General features: G+C 47.5%; 14 protein-coding genes. 9 read left to right on the top strand and 5 right to left on the bottom strand.

Going from position 1 to position 19,385, the window contains the following annotated elements; all coding sequences use genetic code 11:
* The first annotated feature begins 230 nt into the window (after positions 1-230).
* Together FHW36_RS13145 and FHW36_RS13150 are read left to right on the top strand one after the other, a co-directional pair.
* Positions 231-2,882, top strand: a complete 2,652-nt coding sequence (locus FHW36_RS13145; protein WP_145669258.1) for a PAS domain-containing sensor histidine kinase — start codon at positions 231-233, stop codon at positions 2,880-2,882.
* A 9-nt stretch (positions 2,883-2,891) separates the two neighbouring features.
* Positions 2,892-3,281, top strand: coding sequence for a response regulator (locus FHW36_RS13150; RefSeq protein WP_145669261.1), 390 nt, complete (start codon positions 2,892-2,894; stop codon positions 3,279-3,281).
* Here FHW36_RS13150 and rpe read toward each other — a convergent pair.
* From rpe to thrA, 5 genes are all read right to left on the bottom strand, one after another.
* A complete protein-coding gene (rpe, locus tag FHW36_RS13155; RefSeq protein ID WP_145669264.1) occupies positions 3,262-3,927 on the bottom strand; it encodes a ribulose-phosphate 3-epimerase in 666 nt (221 codons plus the stop codon). The two genes, FHW36_RS13150 and rpe, sit on opposite strands and share 20 nt — an antisense overlap.
* A gap of 34 nt (positions 3,928-3,961) precedes the next feature.
* Positions 3,962-4,975: a tetratricopeptide repeat protein gene (locus tag FHW36_RS13160; protein WP_145669267.1), complete on the bottom strand. Its 1,014-nt coding sequence runs from the start codon at positions 4,973-4,975 to the stop codon at positions 3,962-3,964.
* 24 nt (positions 4,976-4,999) lie between these two features.
* Positions 5,000-6,295, bottom strand: coding sequence for a threonine synthase (gene thrC, locus FHW36_RS13165; protein ID WP_145669270.1), 1,296 nt, complete (start codon positions 6,293-6,295; stop codon positions 5,000-5,002).
* A gap of 21 nt (positions 6,296-6,316) precedes the next feature.
* Entirely contained in the window at positions 6,317-7,243 is a 927-nt protein-coding gene (locus FHW36_RS13170) for a homoserine kinase (RefSeq protein WP_145669277.1), read from the bottom strand.
* A 74-nt stretch (positions 7,244-7,317) separates the two neighbouring features.
* Complete coding sequence (gene thrA, locus FHW36_RS13175) at positions 7,318-9,762, bottom strand: bifunctional aspartate kinase/homoserine dehydrogenase I (RefSeq protein ID WP_145669286.1); 2,445 nt, start codon at positions 9,760-9,762, stop codon at positions 7,318-7,320.
* A gap of 886 nt (positions 9,763-10,648) precedes the next feature.
* Between thrA and FHW36_RS13180 the strand changes: the two genes are divergently transcribed.
* The 7 genes from FHW36_RS13180 (at position 10,649) to FHW36_RS13210 (ending at position 19,374) form a co-directional block, all read left to right on the top strand.
* Positions 10,649-11,806: a homogentisate 1,2-dioxygenase gene (locus FHW36_RS13180; protein WP_145669296.1), complete on the top strand. Its 1,158-nt coding sequence runs from the start codon at positions 10,649-10,651 to the stop codon at positions 11,804-11,806.
* 44 nt (positions 11,807-11,850) lie between these two features.
* On the top strand, positions 11,851-12,981 hold the full coding sequence (hppD, locus tag FHW36_RS13185) for a 4-hydroxyphenylpyruvate dioxygenase (protein ID WP_145669305.1): 1,131 nt from the start codon (positions 11,851-11,853) through the stop codon (positions 12,979-12,981).
* A 287-nt stretch (positions 12,982-13,268) separates the two neighbouring features.
* Positions 13,269-14,090, top strand: a complete 822-nt coding sequence (locus tag FHW36_RS13190) for a hypothetical protein (RefSeq protein WP_145669308.1) — start codon at positions 13,269-13,271, stop codon at positions 14,088-14,090.
* 263 nt (positions 14,091-14,353) lie between these two features.
* The gene (locus FHW36_RS13195) at positions 14,354-15,103 is read left to right on the top strand and encodes a L,D-transpeptidase family protein (RefSeq protein WP_145669310.1); all 750 of its coding nucleotides are present in this window, start codon (positions 14,354-14,356) and stop codon (positions 15,101-15,103) included.
* A gap of 191 nt (positions 15,104-15,294) precedes the next feature.
* Positions 15,295-15,870, top strand: coding sequence for a gluconate 2-dehydrogenase subunit 3 family protein (locus tag FHW36_RS13200; protein ID WP_145669313.1), 576 nt, complete (start codon positions 15,295-15,297; stop codon positions 15,868-15,870).
* Positions 15,871-15,968: 98 nt separating this feature from the next.
* On the top strand, positions 15,969-17,666 hold the full coding sequence (locus FHW36_RS13205) for a GMC oxidoreductase (RefSeq protein WP_145669320.1): 1,698 nt from the start codon (positions 15,969-15,971) through the stop codon (positions 17,664-17,666).
* A gap of 10 nt (positions 17,667-17,676) precedes the next feature.
* Positions 17,677-19,374 (top strand): GMC oxidoreductase, encoded by a 1,698-nt coding sequence (locus FHW36_RS13210; protein ID WP_145669335.1) that lies wholly within the window; start codon positions 17,677-17,679, stop codon positions 19,372-19,374.
* Positions 19,375-19,385 lie beyond the last annotated feature (11 nt).

The raw sequence follows: 19,385 nt of genomic DNA on the forward strand, positions 1-19,385 counted from the left end.
AATAAGTTGTCCCAAAGATATTGATCGTTTAACAATTTGAAAAAACTGAAAATCCACAGCTAGTGGATAAATGATACACTTTACCCGTGCCACCCCTTGTTAATAGCGCTTTTATGAGGAATTGACCTTTCCGGAACATTTTATTACTTTTACCTGTACAATAGTGTTTTTTGTTATATTATGCCTACTTTCGGCATTCGGGACACAACGATCATAGTCACAGCTATCATATGAATGTAGTTATGCTGGAACAGCATTACCGGCACTTGCAACACCTTGAATCCGCCATTAATGCCTGTGCACTCTCTGTTACAATCAACACTGTGGGAACAGTGACTGCGGTAAATACGCAGGTGGTAACGGCATTACTGCAACCAGCCGAAGCATTAATTGGGCAGCCGGCTACCAGCATACTCCCGCCAGCCGATCCCCGCCAATGGCAGCGCATCTGGACATCCCTGCTCGCAGGGCAGCCTGTACAGGAACAGGTCTGCTTCCTGAAACCAGACCAACAACCGCTCTGGGTCGAAGCCGGCATCAGCCCCCTTATGCAGGAAGATGGTACCATGGCCCATTGCATACTCATTGGCATGGATATCACCGCCCGCAAACTCGCTGAAATCAAACGGGCGCAGAATGAGCCCTACTATAGCCAGGTACTGGAAAATCTTCCACTTGGCCTTCAGCAGTTTTCTCCGGACGGGACCAGCCTCGACCTGAATACCCGCCAGCGGGAAATATGGGGAGAAACACATGCCTTCTTCACCAAACCAGGCTACAACTGGCTGGAAGATCCCTTCTACCGCCTCAATGGCCTCGTAGGGATGTTTGATGAAGTCCGTAAAACCGGCAAAACACTCAAACGGGAAGTACTCCTCAGCTACCGCGAAAAAACTAACGAAAACATCACCAGGCTATACCCGGTATACTTTGAAGCCACCATCTTCCCATTGACCGATCCACAGCGGAATATGGTCAATATCTTCCTCATATTGGATGATATCACGGAAAAAAAGCTCTCAGAACTCAGCCTGCAGAAAAGCGAAAGGCTCCTCGACAATATCATCGAAAACCTACCCATAGGCTACATCCAGTTCGATAACTTCGGCTTTATACGCCGCATTAATCAAACCCAGCGCCAGTTCTTCCAATCGCCGCATCCCACCATGATGCGCCAGCCCTTCAATGTAATGAACGATAGCCTGGCCACCATGTTCGAATTGGATAAACTCTTCCTCCAGGCCCTGGAAGAAAATAAGTCCCTGCGCGTGGAAAAACGTATCGACTTCTCCCAGGACAAACGCTGGACCACAGTCGGACGTGAAGTATACTTCGACCTCACCGTGTTCCCGGTAATTGAGCCCGTGGATAAGGAAATGATCGTAGTGGCCCTGGTCAACGACATTACTGATAAAAAAATGCAGGAGCTGGAAAACCGGAAAAACCAGGAATTCCTGCAACAAACCGGCAGCATCGGCAAAATAGGCGGCTGGGAACTGGACCTGGAAAGTAAACAGGTGCGGTGGACCGACCAGTCGTATTATATCCACGACTGCATCCCCGGATCCCCGGTCGACTACGAAAGCGCCCTGTCGTTCTATACCCCCGAAGCCCGCGAAAGCCTGGAAACACTGGTCCATCAGTGTATGAGCACCGGCAAGCCCTTCGATGCCCAACTCTCTATTATCTCTGCCCGCCAGCAGCTGAAAAGAGTACGCTCTATCGGTCAGCCGGGATATATAGATGGGAAACTGGTACGCATGTACGGGGTAGTACAGGATATTACCGAACAGGTGGAAATAAAGGACGCACTCTCCCGCAATACAGAGCTGATGCGGCTTTTCTTCGATACCATCGATATGGGATACGCCGCTATGGAAAGAAACGGCAATCTCAACTTCCTCAACCGCAAGGCTGAAAAGATGATCGGCCATCCGGTAGCCATTGGCAGCAATATCTTCGAAGAATTTCCCCGCCTCAGTGGCACCGTTTTTTCCGCCCGGCTTCGGGAATGTATACAACAACAAACCTCTCAGTCTTTTGGTATCTACTTCCCGGTGGTCGACAAATGGTACGATTTCCTGCTCACCCCCATGCAGGACGGCGGTATTTCTGTATTTATGCGCGATATCACCGACAGCAGGAAATTGCAAAAAGAACTGAGAAAAGCCAACGACCAATTATCTAATCTCAATAAAAACCTGGTTAACCAGAATAAGCAGCTGGAAGACTTTGCCCATATTACTTCTCATAACCTGCGGGCGCCCATCGCCAATCTCAAGGCGCTGATGCAAATGCATAATGAAGCCATTGCGCAGCACGAGCGGGATCTGTACCTGGGCATGGTACATGAAGTCATCAAAAAAATTGATGAAACCCTCAACGACCTGGTGGAAGTAGTACAGATACGCAAAGACGTAAACGTGGAAAAGGAAAAACTACTCTTTGCCGAGCGCTTACAAAAGGTAAAGGATGTGCTGCTGGTAGATATTGAAACCAGCCATATTCAGATTACCTTTGACTTTGATGAAGAACCAATGATTGAATATCCCAAGGTATACCTGGACAGTATCCTGCAGAATTTTATCACCAATGCGATCCGCTATCGTTCGTCAGAACGCACGCCCGCAGTTCATTTGAAAACCTGGAAGGAGAACGACAACATCGTACTAAGCGTACAGGACAATGGGGTGGGCATAGATATGGAACGTTTTGGCAACAAACTTTTTGGGTTCAGAAAAACATTTCACAAAAACAAAGATGCAAAGGGAATAGGCCTGTTCATTACCAAAACCCAGGTGGAGGCGATGGGCGGTAGTATACGGGCTGAAAGTCATCCTGGCGAGGGAACAAAATTTATTATTACATTTAGATCTGAATAAACCCCCTTTATGAAGTTGATCGATACGATTTTTATTGTAGATGATGACCCGATTCACCAGCAGATTGCTAAAATCATGATCGAACGTCAGGCTATCAGTAACCACATCCGGGTATTTTCAGATGCGCAGGATGTACTGGACTATCTCCGTACCAACGCCAGCAGTCCCGAAGCCTTACCTGATCTTATTTTGCTCGATCTCAATATGCCGGTGATGGATGGTTGGGAGTTCCTGGAAGAGTATGCCGGGTTCTGTACACAACTCCCCAAGAACATCCGGATCTTTGTATTGACCTCATCCATTGATGAGAAGGACAAAGAGCGCGTGAGCAGCTACAGCTTTGTAACCGGCTATCTCACCAAACCTTTATCTAAGGAGATTATTGCGCACTTGTCTTAAGGAGATGAATCATCTTTTCGGGATCGGCAGCGGAAAAGACCGCACTGCCTGCCACTAACACATTGGCTCCCGCCTGGATTAACTGCCCGGCATTTTCTGGTCCTATGCCTCCATCCACTTCTATCAACGCATGGGCATGATGATCTGTAATCAGTTTCCGCAGTTGCCTGATTTTATGATAGGTCTGCTCTATAAAGGTTTGACCACCGAAACCAGGGTTTACACTCATCACCAGTACTACATCGATATCACGAATCACATTTTCCAATAGCTCAATAGGCGTATGCGGATTCAGGGCTACACCGGCTTTCATGCCCAGTCCCTTGATTTGCTGAATATTCCGGTGCAGGTGTATACAGGCTTCATAGTGTACAGTTAAAATATCGGCGCCTGCTTTTTTGAAATCTGCTGCATACTTCTCGGGCTCTTCTATCATCAGGTGCACATCGCAGGGCTTATTGGCCTTTTGTTTGATCTGGGCAATCACCGGCAGACCGTAACTGATATTCGGTACAAACCGGCCATCCATCACATCGAGATGAAACCAGTCGGCCTCACTACGATTAACCATGTCCACTTCTTTTCCCAGCTCCAGGAAATTCGCTGCCAGCAAGGACGGCGCCACTAAAACAGGATGTTTTTCCAACTGCAATATTTTTGAGTCATGTAAATGTAAGCAATTAAGGCTTCAGTCGCTGTAAGGCCTCTCTGGCTTCTTTGAAATCTTTTTTGAAGGAAGCAGCTTTGGTATAATCATCTACGGCCATGGCTTTATTGCCTTGCTGCTCCTGGCTCTCCGCCCGGTAGTAATATGCCCACGCATCAGTAGGTGCTGCTTTGGCGGCCAGGTTAAAATAAGTATAAGCCTGTTTCCAGTCCCGCTTACCCCTGTAAATTTTACCAATAGCCAGGTAAGCCGGCTCAAACCCCGGATCTGCTATAATGCATTGGCGATAAGTGGCCAACGCCCGCTCCTGATTATTGAGATAAGTTTCCTGTGCCTGCCCGGCTTCGTACAGGGGCTGGGCATTGGTCGTATCCATCCGCCAGGCTTGTTGATAATAATCAACGGCCCGGGGTTCTTTCCTGCTGCGCAACAAATCGCCCAGTTCCATCACGGCTTCAAATTCTGCCTGGTTGCCGGCTGCCTGTATAGCGGTGGTGAGGTACTGGATAGCAGCTGCGGTATCGCGCCGGTCTTCTGCCATCCTGGCTTTCAGGTAAAAGGCTTTATCACGGGCCTCTTTGCTTTGTGCCAGCACACCGGCAATACTATCGGCCGGACCATACTGTTTATTTTCAATCATAGCGGTGGCCAGGCGGTATTGCAGGTACGTATAGCCGGGAGCGATAGCCAGTGCCTTTTCGAAACTGCTGGCGGCTTTGGGATAATTGTTCACTACCAGCGCGGCTTCGCCGGCGCCGGCCCAGTAATCTGTATTGGAAGGTTGCAGGGAGGCCGCTTTCTCAAAATCAGCCTGCGCCAGCTGCGGGTTGGTGTTAAACAACAGCAGGGCACGGCGGTAATACAGGGCATCATTTTCCGGAAACCGTTGTATAGAATCTGTAACAGGGCGGATAATATCACTATATAAGGCCGAATCAGCAGCATTGGCATCAGCTGCGTGACGGGTGCCGGACTCATGACAGCCTACGGCACCCACGAACAACAGGAGGATAAATAAATACTTCATACTGGCGCCAAAACTACAGAATCATTACCGCATTAACCAGTTTTTAAGCGTAGCATAATCTGCTGGTAATAAGGTAGCTTCTTTTTCCTTGCCGTATAACGACATTACCTTGGCTGGCGTGTATATTTCTTCCCGGATAGACTTCGGTGCAGTGTCTTCAAACTTCACAGGATGCGCTGTTTCCAGGAAAACCCCCGTCAGTTCCGGCGAATTTTGCAGGTAGCGCTGTAAGCCCATAAAACCTACGGCCCCATGCGGGTCCAGCATATAATGATGCTCTTTCCATACCTGTTCCATGGTGCGGATGGTATCTTTATCATTAAAGCTATAGGCGGTAAATCGCTCTGCCAGCTGGGGAAGGTTGTTGCCGAATAACTGTAAGATCCGTACGAAATTACTGGGGTCGGCTACATCCATTGCATTGGAGAGGGTGGGCGTAGCGGTACCCGGCTCGTATTTGCCACTGGCCATGAAGCGGGGTACCGTATCATTAACGTTGGTAGCGGCCACAAAATGTGAAATAGGCAACCCTATGGCGGCAGCCATCATACCGGCGCATATATTACCAAAATTGCCGCTGGGTACAGAAAATACCAGCCGTGGATGGGCTGCTTTCATTTGTTTGTAAGCCAGGAAATAATAAAACATCTGCGGCAGCCAGCGCGCCACATTGATGGAATTGGCGCTGGTCAATGGCCGGTGGGCCTGTAATTCTGCATCCAGGAACGCTGACTTTACAAGCTGCTGGCAGTCGTCGAAGGTGCCGGCAATTTCCAGTGCATGGATGTTATGCCCTAAGGTAGTAAGCTGCTTTTCCTGTAAGGTACTCACCTTTTTAGAGGGGTACAGGATCACTACCTCTACGCCCGGCACCTGGTAGAAGCCATGGGCCACGGCGCCACCGGTATCGCCGGAAGTGGCTACCAGCACGGTAACCGGTTGTGTGGCATTGCGGCGGAAATAGCCAAGGCAGCCGGCCATAAACCGGGCGCCTACATCTTTAAAAGCAAGTGTAGGGCCGTGGAACAGCTCCAGCGCATACATATGACCGGTTACTTTCTGTACCGGAAAAGGAAAATGTAAGGTATCTGCTACGATCTTTTTTAATGCTGCTTCGGGTATTTCATCTCCAACAAACGGGCGGATGACGTTAAGTCCGATTTCATGATCCGTATAATCTTGCAGGTGACTGATAAACTCTTTGTCTAAGCTGGGAATTTGCTCCGGGAAGTAAAGTCCCCTGTCTGGTGCTAATCCTTGTACAACTGCTGTCTCGAAATTTACCTGGTGCTGCTTGTTTTGTAAGCTGAAATACTGCATGAATAAAACGTTGTTAAAAGGTTAGTCAATCACTTTTACACCTGCGGTGTTGATTTGGGATACATAGATTTTATAATCTACTCCCAGTGGTGCGTAAACGCTATCCATGGTGGCCGCTACTTTGCGGGCATTCTCTTCACCTTTGCTCAGCATAAAAACAGATGGGCCGGAACCGGAAATTCCTCCGCCCAGTGCGCCGGCTTCTTTGCATTTTAATTTCAGCTCATGAAATGCCGGGATCAGGATGGCCCGCACCGGCTCTACAATCACATCTTCCAGCGAACGGCTGATCAGCTCATAATCGTCCTGGTAAAGACCAGCTACCAGCGCGGCCACATTACCCCACTGGCGGATGGCATCGGTCATCAGTACTTTTTGTTTCAGGATCTCCCGTGCATCCGATGTTTTTACTTCGATCTGTGGGTGTATAACGGTCACCCATAAATGTTCCGGGGTACGTAAACCGGTAATATCCAGCGGGCGGTAGCTTCTTACCAGGGTAAAGCCACCCAGGATGGCCGGCGCTACGTTATCTGCGTGAGCAGAGCCACAGGCCAGCCTTTCGCCTTCCATGGCAAAACGCACCAGTTGTTTTTTGGTAAAAGGCTCGCCCAGCAAGTGATTTACGCCTACTACAGCGCCCGCACTGCTGGCGGCGCTGGAGCCAATGCCGCTGCCCGGATGTATATTTTTAAAGATCTCTATTTCAATACCAATATCAGGTCGCTCATATTTCTGTAATAACGCCTGAACAGCCACCCCGGCCACGTTCCTGGATGCTTCCAGGGGCAGGTCGGCACCATGGATGGCAGTAATACGGATACCTGGTTCACTGCTCCTGCGGAGAATCATCTCGTCTCCCGGCGCATCCAGTGCCAGTCCTATTACGTCAAATCCACAGGCAACATTGGCCACAGTTCCCGGCGCAAATACTTTGATACTATCCATAAACCGTATTAGTTAGTTTAATTTAAGAATTGATTTTTACGTTTGCAACAATCCGCAAAGTCTTCATATAAAATTTATAATCTGGCACTGCGGATAATATCTGCAAATATGCCCGAGGCGGTAACATCGGCGCCTGTACCGGCGCCTTTTACGATCAGCGGCTGGTCTTTATAGCGACTGGTACTATACAGTACAATGTTATCCTTGCCTTCCAGTTTAAAAAACGGGTGATCCACGCCTACGCTTTGCAGGCCCACAGATGCTTTACCATCTTCATAACGGGCTACAAATTTCAATCGCTTGCCCTCAGCGGCAGCGGCTTCCCGCAATCCCTGGAAATGGCCGGCATGTACATCCAGCGTTTCATAAAAGTCTGCCACCGATGGCGCATCCAGGCAGGCACCGGGAAGGAAAGAGTAGTTGGTGATTTCATCCATCTCAATGGCGGCGCCACTTTCCCGTGCCAGGATCAGAATCTTTCTCATCACGTCTTTCCCGCTCAGGTCTATCCGCGGATCTGGTTCGGTATATCCTTCATCCTGTGCGGCTTTTACCACCTGCCGGAAGCTGGTGCCATTCACAAAATGATTGAATACAAAGTTCAGGCTGCCGGACAATACGGCTTCTATACTATGTACTTTATCGCCGCTCCGGATCAGGTCATTCAGTGTGTTGATCACTGGTAAACCGGCACCCACATTGGTTTCGAATAGGAAGGAGGCATTGTATTTCCGGGCCAGGTCCTTGAGTTTCTTGTAGTAGGCATAATCGGAAGAACAGGCAATCTTATTGCAGGTAACTACGGAAATACCATGTTGCAGGAACTCGTGGTATACGGCGGCAATATCGGCACTGGCGGTATTATCTACAAATACGCTGTTGCGCAGGTTCAGCGCTTTGATTTGTTGTACAAAATCATCAGTATTTAAATGCGCTCCGCTGGCCAGTTGGGTACGCCAGTCATCGAGTACAATGCCGGTTTCAGCTACCAGGGTATGTTTGCTATTAGCCAGCCCGATCACCCTCACCTGCAAGCCCAGCTCGTTGCGCAGGTAATGTTCCTGCTGTTGCAGTTGTTCCAGTAGTTTACTACCCACGTTGCCTACGCCCGCTATAAAGAGGTTGATCTGTTTGAGCGGTGTTTCAAAGAAGGTTTCATGCATCACGTTCAACGCTTTCCTGATATCAGCCTTGTTGATGACGGCGGAAATATTTTTTTCGGTAGATCCCTGTGCAATGGCCCTTACATTGATACCATTTCTGCCAAGGGTGCCAAAAAGCTTGCCGCTGGTGCCATGATGATTTTTCATGTTGTCGCCTACTACGGCCACGATGCAGAGATCTTTTTCTACCTGCAACGGTTCTATACGCTTCTCCAGTATTTCCTGTCCAAACTCACTGTCTACCGCAGTTTTGGCTTTCAGCATATCCGCTTCATGAATGCCTACGGTGATGGAGTGTTCAGAGGAACTCTGGGTAATCAGGATAACGTTGATGCGTTCCCGTAGCAGGGATTCAAACAGCCGTTTGGAGAAACCGGGAATACCCACCATACCGCTACCTTCGAGGGTGAGCAGGGCAATATGTTGAATACCGGAGATACCGGTAACGGGTAAACTCCGTTCTTCGTTGTCCTGTATCAGGGTACCATGATCTTCAGGCGCAAAAGTATTTTTGATCCAGATGGGAATACGTTTACTCATCACTGGTTGAATGGTGGGAGGGTAGATGACTTTGGCGCCGAAGTGCGACAGCTCCATCGCTTCTACATAAGAGATATGTGAAATAGGAATAGCCTGTGATACCATGCGGGGATCGGCGGTCATCATGCCGCTTACATCGGTCCATATGTCCAGTACGGATGCATTTACAGCGGCTGCTACAATGGAGGCGGTATAATCGGAGCCGCCCCGGCCCAGCGTAGTAGTTTCTCCTTCTGCAGTAGCGGCTACAAAGCCGGGAAGTACTACGTAGTCGCTGGTATTCTGCGCAAAGAACTGTGCAATATTGTGGTTGGTGGTAACAAAGTTAACGGTAGCATGACCGAACTGCTGATCGGTAACAATCAGTTCGCGGCTGTCTTTACAGCTGGCGGAAAATCCCTGTTGCTTCAACTTTTCTGCTACGATCACGCAGGACATCAATTCGCCGTAGCTCATGATTTTGTCAAGGGTACGGGGACTTAGTTCCGCTACCTGGAAGATGCCATCACAAAGGTTTTCCAGGGCATTGAGTTTTTTCTTCAGCTGGCTGATCTGGCTGCTTTGTGCGGTGATAGGGAACAGTTCACGGATGGTATCCAGGTGCCTGGCTTCAATTTCCTGCAACACTTCTTTGTAGGCTTCCTTGCCTTTTTCAGCCAGTTGACCACAGCGTATAAGCTTGTCCGTAATTCCTCCCAGTGCGGATACTACAATGGCATACTGTCCTGCAGGTTTATATTGTTTGAGGATGTGACAAACCTGTTCTATTGCTTTGGCGCTTCCTACTGAAGTGCCGCCGAATTTTAATACTTGCATATGGAAAATTTATACGTAGATAACTCCGGGTCCTCCCGGTTAGGTACCACCTGTTGTGGTCATTGGATCATATGTGAAAACTAACCCCGCACTGGGGTTGTAATAATGGTAGACGTGGTCGCCATAGTGCCCGAAACCACCTGCCGGGAAGCAGTGGTTATTGTAAAGGATTGATATGTATTAAACGGTATCACTATTGAAATATGACGATTGTGTAACAAAAGTCCGCAATTACACCGGTAAATAAAAGCGCAGTGAGCATTTTTAGAAATGTTTCAAAAAAAGGCTGTTTAGTTTGTATTTGTGTGTTATTGTGCTGCTTTTAATGATATATTTTCAATGAAGGAAAAATTATTTGATAATTTTACTATTTCATTATTTTCAATAAATACTGAATCAATGATAATATTGAGACAATTGTAGTTGTTCTTAGCCGGATTTTTACTGCTCCACTGACCGGATTGTCATATACCCCGACTTGTCTTTCATCTCCATAACATCTTTTGGAGATTATTAAATTATATCCTTACCTTAGTGACCTAAACAATCGCCACTTGTCCATTTCGTTGAAATATACAAGCAACAGTCAGTCAAATTACTACTTCCTCATGGCAACGCTTGCCATGGATTCGGCTTTGGCATAACCTTTCCCAACGGCCTCTAACGGCCATTCTTCGTGTTTATATACCGTAACTTTGTAATAGTATTCCGTTGCTATTCCTGTGCGTGTACAACTGTTTACCAGTTCACATTTACAGGTTTCCTGCAACCCACTACGCAAATGATTTTATTTACCGGCAACCGGGCAATCATACACCCATTCAATTATTAATTGTACACCAGCACAATCATCGTACACCAGCACAATCTTTTCAATTTACCTGTTATGCCACATTATCATAAACTTGGACAAATACCACATAAGCGCCATACCCAGTTCCGCAAACCGGATGGCAAGCTGTATTCGGAACAGCTATTTTCCACGGAAGGCTTTTCTTCTCACTCCAGCTTATTATATCACTGTCACCCACCTACGGAGATAGTGAAGGTAGACGAGCCCTATTCCGTAGCGCCCAAAATAGCGGAAGAAAAAATGCTGAAACACCGCAGCTTCATGGGCTTCAAAGTAAAGCCGGAAGATGATTTCCTGCAGAGCCGCAAGGCGGTATTGGTCAATAGCGACCTGCATATTGTACTGGCAGCTCCCCGCAAAAGCATGGAAGGGTACTTCTATAAAAATGCAGATGCCGATGAAATGATCTTCGTGCATGAAGGAAGCGGTACCCTGAAAACACAGTACGGACAACTGACTTTCGGTTATGGCGACTACCTGGTAATTCCACGTGGTACGATTTACCAGATCAAATTTAACACGGCAGACAACCGCCTGTTCATTGTAGAGTCGTTTAGTCCGATTCGTTATCCCAAAAGATATCTCAGTAAATATGGCCAGCTGCTGGAACATTCGCCCTATTGCGAAAGGGATATCAGGCAGCCGGAAAACCTGGAAACGATCGATGAAGAAGGCGATTTCCTGATCCTGGCCAAAAAGAAAGGCGTTATTTACCCGCTCCATTATAAACATCATCCGTTCGATGTGGTAGGATGGGATGGCTGCGAATACCCGTTTGCCTTTTCCATCCACGACTTTGAGCCAATTACCGGAAGGGTGCACCAGCCACCTCCGGTGCACCAGACATTTGAAGGCAACAACTTCGTGGTATGCTCCTTCTGTCCGCGCCTGTTCGACTATCATCCGCAGGCTATTCCGGCTCCGTATAACCATAGTAATATCGACAGCGATGAGGTATTATACTATGTGGATGGCGACTTTATGAGTCGCAAGCATGTGGAACGCGGTATGATTACGCTGCACCCGGCGGGCATCCCGCATGGACCGCACCCGGGCGCCGTGGAAAAGAGCATCGGCGCTAAAGAAACAAAAGAACTGGCAGTGATGGTGGATACTTTCCATCCGTTACAGATAACAGCAGCAGCATTAGACATTGAAGATGGCAGCTATGTAATGAGCTGGGCAGAGTAATAACAAAATCAACCTCCTTAATAGAACCAAAACAATTGAATGTTATGGAAACAGCATTAATGAATGCCGACAACCTAACCGGTCAGCAGGATTTTTTACCACTCAACGGTACCGACTATGTTGAGTTTTATGTAGGCAATGCCAAGCAGGCGGCCCATTACTATAAAACAGCTTTTGGCTTTCAATCTGTGGCTTATGCAGGTCCGGAAACCGGGGTAAGAGACCGGGTTTCCTATGTGTTGGCACAAAATAAACTGCGGTTTGTGCTGACAACTTCCCTGTTGCCCGATACTGATATTGCCCGCCACGTGGCCAAGCATGGCGATGGCGTTAAAGTACTGGCTCTTTGGGTAGATGATGCCCGCGCTGCTTTTGAAGAAACCGTAAAACGCGGTGGCACCCCTTACCTGGAGCCGGTGGTAGAGAAGGACGAGTTTGGCGAGGTCGTACGCAGCGGTATCCGCACTTATGGTGACACAGTGCATATTTTCGTGGAGCGGAAAAATTACAAGGGACTTTTCCTGCCTGGTTATAAAGAATGGAAAACTGCTTATAATCCTGCGGATACCGGTTTATTATATGTGGATCATTGCGTGGGTAACGTAGGCTGGAATGAAATGAATACCTGGGTATCGTTCTACGAACGTGTAATGGGATTCAGGAACCTGATTTCTTTCGATGACAGCGATATTTCCACCGAATACTCTGCCCTGATGAGTAAGGTGATGAGTAACGGCAACGGCCGTGTGAAATTCCCGATCAATGAGCCGGCAGAAGGAAAGAAAAAATCCCAGATCGAAGAATACCTGGATTTCTACGGCGGCCCTGGCGTACAACACGTGGCCATTGCCACCAATGATATCGTAAAAACGGTGACTGAACTGCAAAGCAGGGGAGTAGAATTCCTCACAGTGCCCTCTTCTTATTATGAAACGCTGCTCGACAGGGTAGGCAAAATTGATGAAGAAATTGCCCCGCTGCAAAAACTGGGCATATTGGTAGACCGGGATGACGAAGGATACCTGTTGCAGATTTTCACCAAACCTATACAGGACCGCCCAACCGTATTTTTTGAGATTATTCAGCGTAAAGGAGCACAGTCTTTCGGTAAAGGCAATTTCAAGGCCCTTTTTGAATCGATCGAAAGAGAACAGGCCCTGCGTGGTAACTTATAATAAACACGACCTTTTTATCAGGTGTACGGTTACTATAACCCGCCACTGATGGTTACAACTATTAAATGCAGAGCCCGCCTGGATTGCCCGGCGGGCTTTTTTATTTTTATTTGTATAAATATTTATTAATTTTAATATGTAATTTTAGATAATAAGAGAATGCGTGCATAATAAATATTGTTCTGGAAGTTCCTTGTTGTTAACAACTTAATAACTAACACTTCCTTTATTTCCGGTTATTTTTATGACTTCTTTTATATACTTTAACTTTTCTTAATGTAAAACCTATGCTCAACAGATTATCCATTCAATGGGCTGGCGCAGCCATGCTCATCGCTTCTGCCCTTGCCTTTTCAGCTTTCCGCATTGATAACAATGGCCAGTCAGATACTTATCTGCATAAAATATCTTCTCCGGCAGGGCAAACCGTATTGGAATACAATGCTGACAAAACGATCCGGAAAATTGTGCAACAGCACAAAACAGAAAATGCTGATTACAACGATGTACAGCTGCCGGTATATGAAAATGGCCGCCTGGTAAAAAGCCTGATGGCAGATGACGAAAATGCCACTACCGGCGAACTGTATACATCCTACGATTATGCGCCTGGTGGTGATAATATGGCCAAAATCAGCTACTACCGCAATAATGCCGTATATGCCTACGATTCGCTGGTATATAACGATGCCGGTAAACTGGCCTTCCGCTACCAGGTAAGTAAAAACGCACAGAAAGGCGCCTGGGAAAATACCGGTTACCAGCAGTTTACCTGGAATGAAGACGGCGACATCTCCCGAATGGATACTTACGGTAAGCAACCGGGCTACAGCAGGTTTATGCATACGGCCATGGTCACCTATACTTACGATAACCGCCCTAATCCGCAACAGCAACACCCGGAGCTGGCCGGCCTGATGGACCTGAACGTGGCACATTTATCGGCGCATAATATCGTAACAGAAAACTATAACAGCGCCAATTCTTCCCGGATAATCACCAGCACGTATTCTTATGCCTATAATACCGGTAAATTTCCCATGCGTGGCACTTATATCTCCGGTGTGGATGCAGCAGTGGTGAAACTGGAATGGATAAAGCTACAGTAAGGCAATAATCTGTAACTTTACAATATTAAAACCAGGAGTTTCGTTTTTTATGAAGATGCAAACATTATTCGGCGTACTATTTTTGTTGGGAGGAATTTTTCAGGCGTTCACGGCTATATTGATCTACCAGGGACATAAACACTATATACTTAAGATTGCCAGCAAAAAGGTGAGTATGGTAGTATATTTTATTCTTTCGCTGTTATTGTTTTATCTTGCTTACGTGAATCTGGTTTAATATTAAAATTTTGTTGAATTAGTATATGAAGCGACTTGTTGTAATCGTTCTGATATTGCTCGGTGCCGGTAAAATTTTTGCGCAGCAGTCTTTCCTCGAAAATCAGAAAATGTTTCCCAAAGTAGGGGAGGCCTACCGGGAAAAAGAGGAGTTGCTCAAAAAAGAGTTTGAAAAGAAAGGGCTTGCCTATCCTGCGAAATATATTTTCATACGCTCTTTTAAACTGGACAGCGAAATGGAGATCTGGGTGAAGAATAACGCATCAGATAGCTTCCGCCTGTTCAAATCCTACCGGGTTTGTACCTTGTCCGGGAAAATGGGGCCTAAGCGTAAAGAAGGTGACCGCCAGGTGCCGGAAGGGTTCTATTATATCAACGACTTCAATCCAAACAGTAACTATCACCTCTCCCTGGGTATTAATTATCCCAACTATTCCGACCGCATCCTGAGCGATCAGAAAAATCCGGGAGGTGAAATCTATATCCACGGCAACTGTATCACAGTAGGTTGTATTCCGTTAACCGACGAGTTTATCGATGAGGTATACGTGCTGGCCGTAAATGCTAAAAATGCAGGACAGGATTTTATCCCCGTGCACGTTTTTCCCGTTAAATTCAACAATCAGGGTTCCATGAACTACCTTGGCACCTTTACACTCACCGATGGTTCTTCCAAACAGTTTTGGACGGAGCTCAGATCTGCTTACGACTATTTCGAAAAGCACCATAAGCTGCCAGTAGTACTGGTCGATGCCAAAGGCAAGTACATACTCTAAGCCGAAAGCATAAAGCTGAAAGCAAAAAGCTATTAAAGCGAATGATCTTTGCGAATATTAAAAATCGCGCTGGTCATTCGCTTTAATAGCTTTTTGCTTTCAACTTTATGCGTTATGCCTTTTCTAATATTAATTTGGTTTTTAGAATTATTTTTTTCAACTTGTTCAACGGTCAAATCAATTTACTATTTATGCATAGAAGAGACGCAATAAGGAATGTGGCAATTTTGTTGGGTACAGCCATTTCCGCTTCCACGTTATCAGCTTTAGAAAGCTGCACAGGTTCCGCACCGAAGAACTATGATTTGCAAAAGCCTGAAACCAGGGCATTATTGGCAGAGATCGCGGAAACTATTATACCCAGAACCGGTACGCCAGGCGCCAAAGACGCTAAAGTAGAAGACTTCATCATCGTGATGATGAACGATTGCTACAAGAAAGAAGACCAGAAAGTATTCCTGGATGGCCTGAAGAAAATTGATGAAGCGAGTGACAAACAATTTAAGAAAGGCTTCATGGACATCACCCCGGAACAACGTACTGAACTGCTGACTAAAATTGAGCAGGAACGTGTAGACTACAATAAACGCAAAGACAAAAAAGAAGGAGATCCTACCCATTATTTCCAATACCTGAAGGAATTAACCCTCCTGGGCTACTTTACCTCTGAGCCAGGCGCTACCAAGGCATTGCGCTATGTGCCTGTTCCAGGTAAGTATGAAGGCTGTACGCCGTATACCAAAGGCGAAAAAGCCTGGGCGGTATAATATAATGGTTGCCGGCTGTTAGCGAATGCAGACGTGTTAACCCACTAAGCACTAACAACCGAATGCTTTCTTTCTTTATGCGTTAAATCTGATAATACATGAACCTGAATATAAAAGCACAGGAAGAAAACACCTTTGATGCTATTGTAATTGGCTCTGGTGTAAGTGGTGGCTGGGCTGCCAAAGAACTGACTGAAAAAGGCTTGAAAGTACTTATGCTGGACCGTGGTAAACCACTGGAACACGTGAAAGACTACGAAACGGCTACTAAAGATCCCTGGGAATTTCCACACCGTGGCCGTATTACGGTAGATCAACGGGAAACGCATCCTAAACTCAGCCGTGACTATCCTTATAGTGAGCACAACGAAAAATACTGGATCAACGATTCACAAAGCCCCTACAACGAGGTAAAACGTTTCGATTGGTACCGCCCCGATATCGTGGGTGGAAAATCTATTATGTGGGGACGTCAGTCTTATCGCCTCAGTGATATCGACTTCGAGGCCAACCTGAAAGACGGCATCGCGGTAGATTGGCCTATCCGTTATAAGGACATTGCCCCCTGGTATGATTATGTAGAGAAATTTGCCGGTATCAGCGGTACCCGCGAGGGCTTGCCGCAGCTGCCTGACGGTCAGTTTATGCCCGCCATGGAAATGAACTGCGTGGAGAAGGATGTAAAGAAGAGTGTGGAAGATAAATTCAAAGGCCGTATCATTACCATGGGGCGTGTAGCGAACATCACGCAACCACTGCCCGGCCGTGAAAAATGCCAGTACCGTAACCTCTGCAGCCGCGGATGTCCGTTTGGCGCTTACTTCAGCACACAATCCTCTACGCTGCCGGCTGCCCGGGCTACCGGCAACCTCACGTTGCGTCCTGATTCTATCGTGAACTCCGTGATTTACGACGAAAAACAAGGCAAAGCTACCGGCGTAAGAGTGATCGATAAGCACACCAAACAAATGGTAGAATACTACGCTAAAATCATTTTCATCAATGGTTCTACCCTGGGTTCTACCTTTGTAATGCTCAACTCTACCTCTTCCCGCTTCCCCAACGGATTGGGCAACGACAGCGGCGTACTGGGTAAATACCTGATGGATCACCACTTCCGTACAGGCGCTTCCGGTACCGCAGAAGGGTATGAAGACAAATACTATTTCGGTCGCCGTGCCAACGGTATCTATGTTCCCCGCTACCGCAACATCGGTACCGATAAGCGCGATTATATCCGCGGATTCGGTTACCAGGGTGGCGCCAGCCGCTCCGGGTGGAGCCGCGGTATCGCGGAAATGGGCGTGGGTAAAGACTTCAAAGAAATGCTTACTGAACCGGGCAAATGGAGCATCGGTTTAGGTGGTTTCGGCGAATGCTTGCCATACGAAGCCAACCAGGTAACGCTCGACAATTCCGTGAAAGACGCATGGGGCCAGCCAGTACTGAAGTTCGATGCCGAATTCAAGGAAAATGAGAAGAAAATGCGGGTCGATATGATGAATGACGCGGCAGAAATGCTGGAAGCAGCAGGTATTAAAAACGTGAAAACATACGACAACGGCTCTTATCCGGGTATGGCCATTCACGAAATGGGTACCGCACGTATGGGTCGTGATCCTAAAACATCCGTGCTCAACGGCTTCAACCAGATGCATGCGGTGAAGAACGTATTTGTAACAGATGGCTCCTTCATGACGTCTGCTTCCTGTGTGAATCCTTCCCTCACTTATATGGCAATGACTGCCCGTGCAGTAGACTACGCGGTGAAAGAGTTAAAGAAAGGTAATATCTAAAAAGGGATCTATGAATCTGAATATTAAAGCCGTCAAGGAAAATACCTACGATGCGATCGTGGTAGGTTCTGGTATCAGCGGAGGCTGGGCGGCGAAGGAGTTGAGTGAAAAGGGATTGAAAACACTGGTGCTGGAAAGAGGCCGTAACGTAGAACATATCAAGGACTACACCACTGCCATGAAAGCCCCCTGGGAATTTGCCCATCATCTCAGCATCAGCAACGAAATGAGGGAAAATCACCCTATCCAGAGCCGTTGCTACGCATTTGACGAGGCTACCCAGCAATACTGGGTAAATGATAAAGAAAATCCCTACAACGAAATAAAGCCGTTCAACTGGCTCCGGGGATACCATGTAGGCGGACGTTCCATCATGTGGGGCCGCCAGGTATACCGCTGGAGCGATCTCGACTTTGAAGCCAACGCGAAAGACGGGCACGGAGTGGACTGGCCTATCCGTTATAAGGATATTGCTCCCTGGTACGAATACGTGGAAAGATACATCGGTGTGAGCGGACAAGCCGAGGGCTTGCCGCAACTGCCGGATGGCGTTTTTCTGCCCCCTATGGAGATGAACTGCCTGGAGAAACATGTGGCCGCCAGAATAAAGGAAAAATACAATGACCGCATCATTACCATCGGTAGGGCAGCACATCTGACCAAAGGACTGAACAACCGCGGCCCTTGCCAGTACCGTAGCCTCTGCGCCCGCGGTTGTCCGTTTACCGGCTATTTCAGCAGCAATGGCGTTACCCTGCCGGCTGCCGCCGCCACGGGGAATATGACCCTGCGTCCGGATTCTATTGTACTGGAAATATTATATGATAAGGATAAAGCCAAAGCTACCGGTGTAAGGGTGATGGACTCCCATACCCTGCAAACGGTAGAATATTATGCCGACATCATCTTCCTGAATGCTTCTACACTGGGCACCAGCTGGATTATGCTGAACGCTGTATCCGATCGTTTTCCGAATGGTTTTGGTAACGACAGCGGACAGCTGGGGCATAACCTGATGGACCACCACTTTGGTGTAGGCGCCGGTGGCGAGTTTGAAGGTTTTGAGGATCAGTATTACAGCAGCGGCCGCAGGCCGAATGGCATCTATATCCCCCGTTTCCGCAATACCAATGACAAAACCATGCAGAAAGATTATGTGCGTGGATTTGGCTACCAGGGCGGCGCCGGCAGGGGTAGAGGTATCAGTTGGGATGGTATTGGCGTGGCGCTGAAGGAAGCTCAGACTGAGCCTGGAAAATGGCATATGGGCGTGGGCTCCTGGGGTGAACACCTGCCTTATTTTGAAAATAAGGTAACGCTCAATAAGAATAAGAAAGATAAATATGGTCTGCCTACGCTCGATATCGATTGCGAGTTCAAGGCAAACGAACTGGCCATGCGCAAGGATATGCAGGCCAGTGCCATTGAAATGCTGGAAGCAGCGGGGCTGAAAAACGTGGGAGGTTACGACGCGGCGCCTCCTCCGGGCCATTGTATCCACGAAATGGGAACTGCCCGCATGGGTAAAGATCCTAAAACTTCTGTGCTCAATGGTTTCAACCAGGTACACGCGGCTAAAAACGTGTATGTAACAGATGGCGCCTGCATGACTTCTTCTTCCTGCGTAAATCCATCTATCACTTACATGGCGCTTACCGCGCGGGCTTGCGATCACGCGATCAGCGAACGCAAAAAAGGAAATATTTAATAAGGCCATAT

It is taken from the genome of Chitinophaga polysaccharea, assembly GCF_007829335.1.
Classification (GTDB): Bacteria; Bacteroidota; Bacteroidia; order Chitinophagales; family Chitinophagaceae; genus Chitinophaga; species Chitinophaga polysaccharea_B.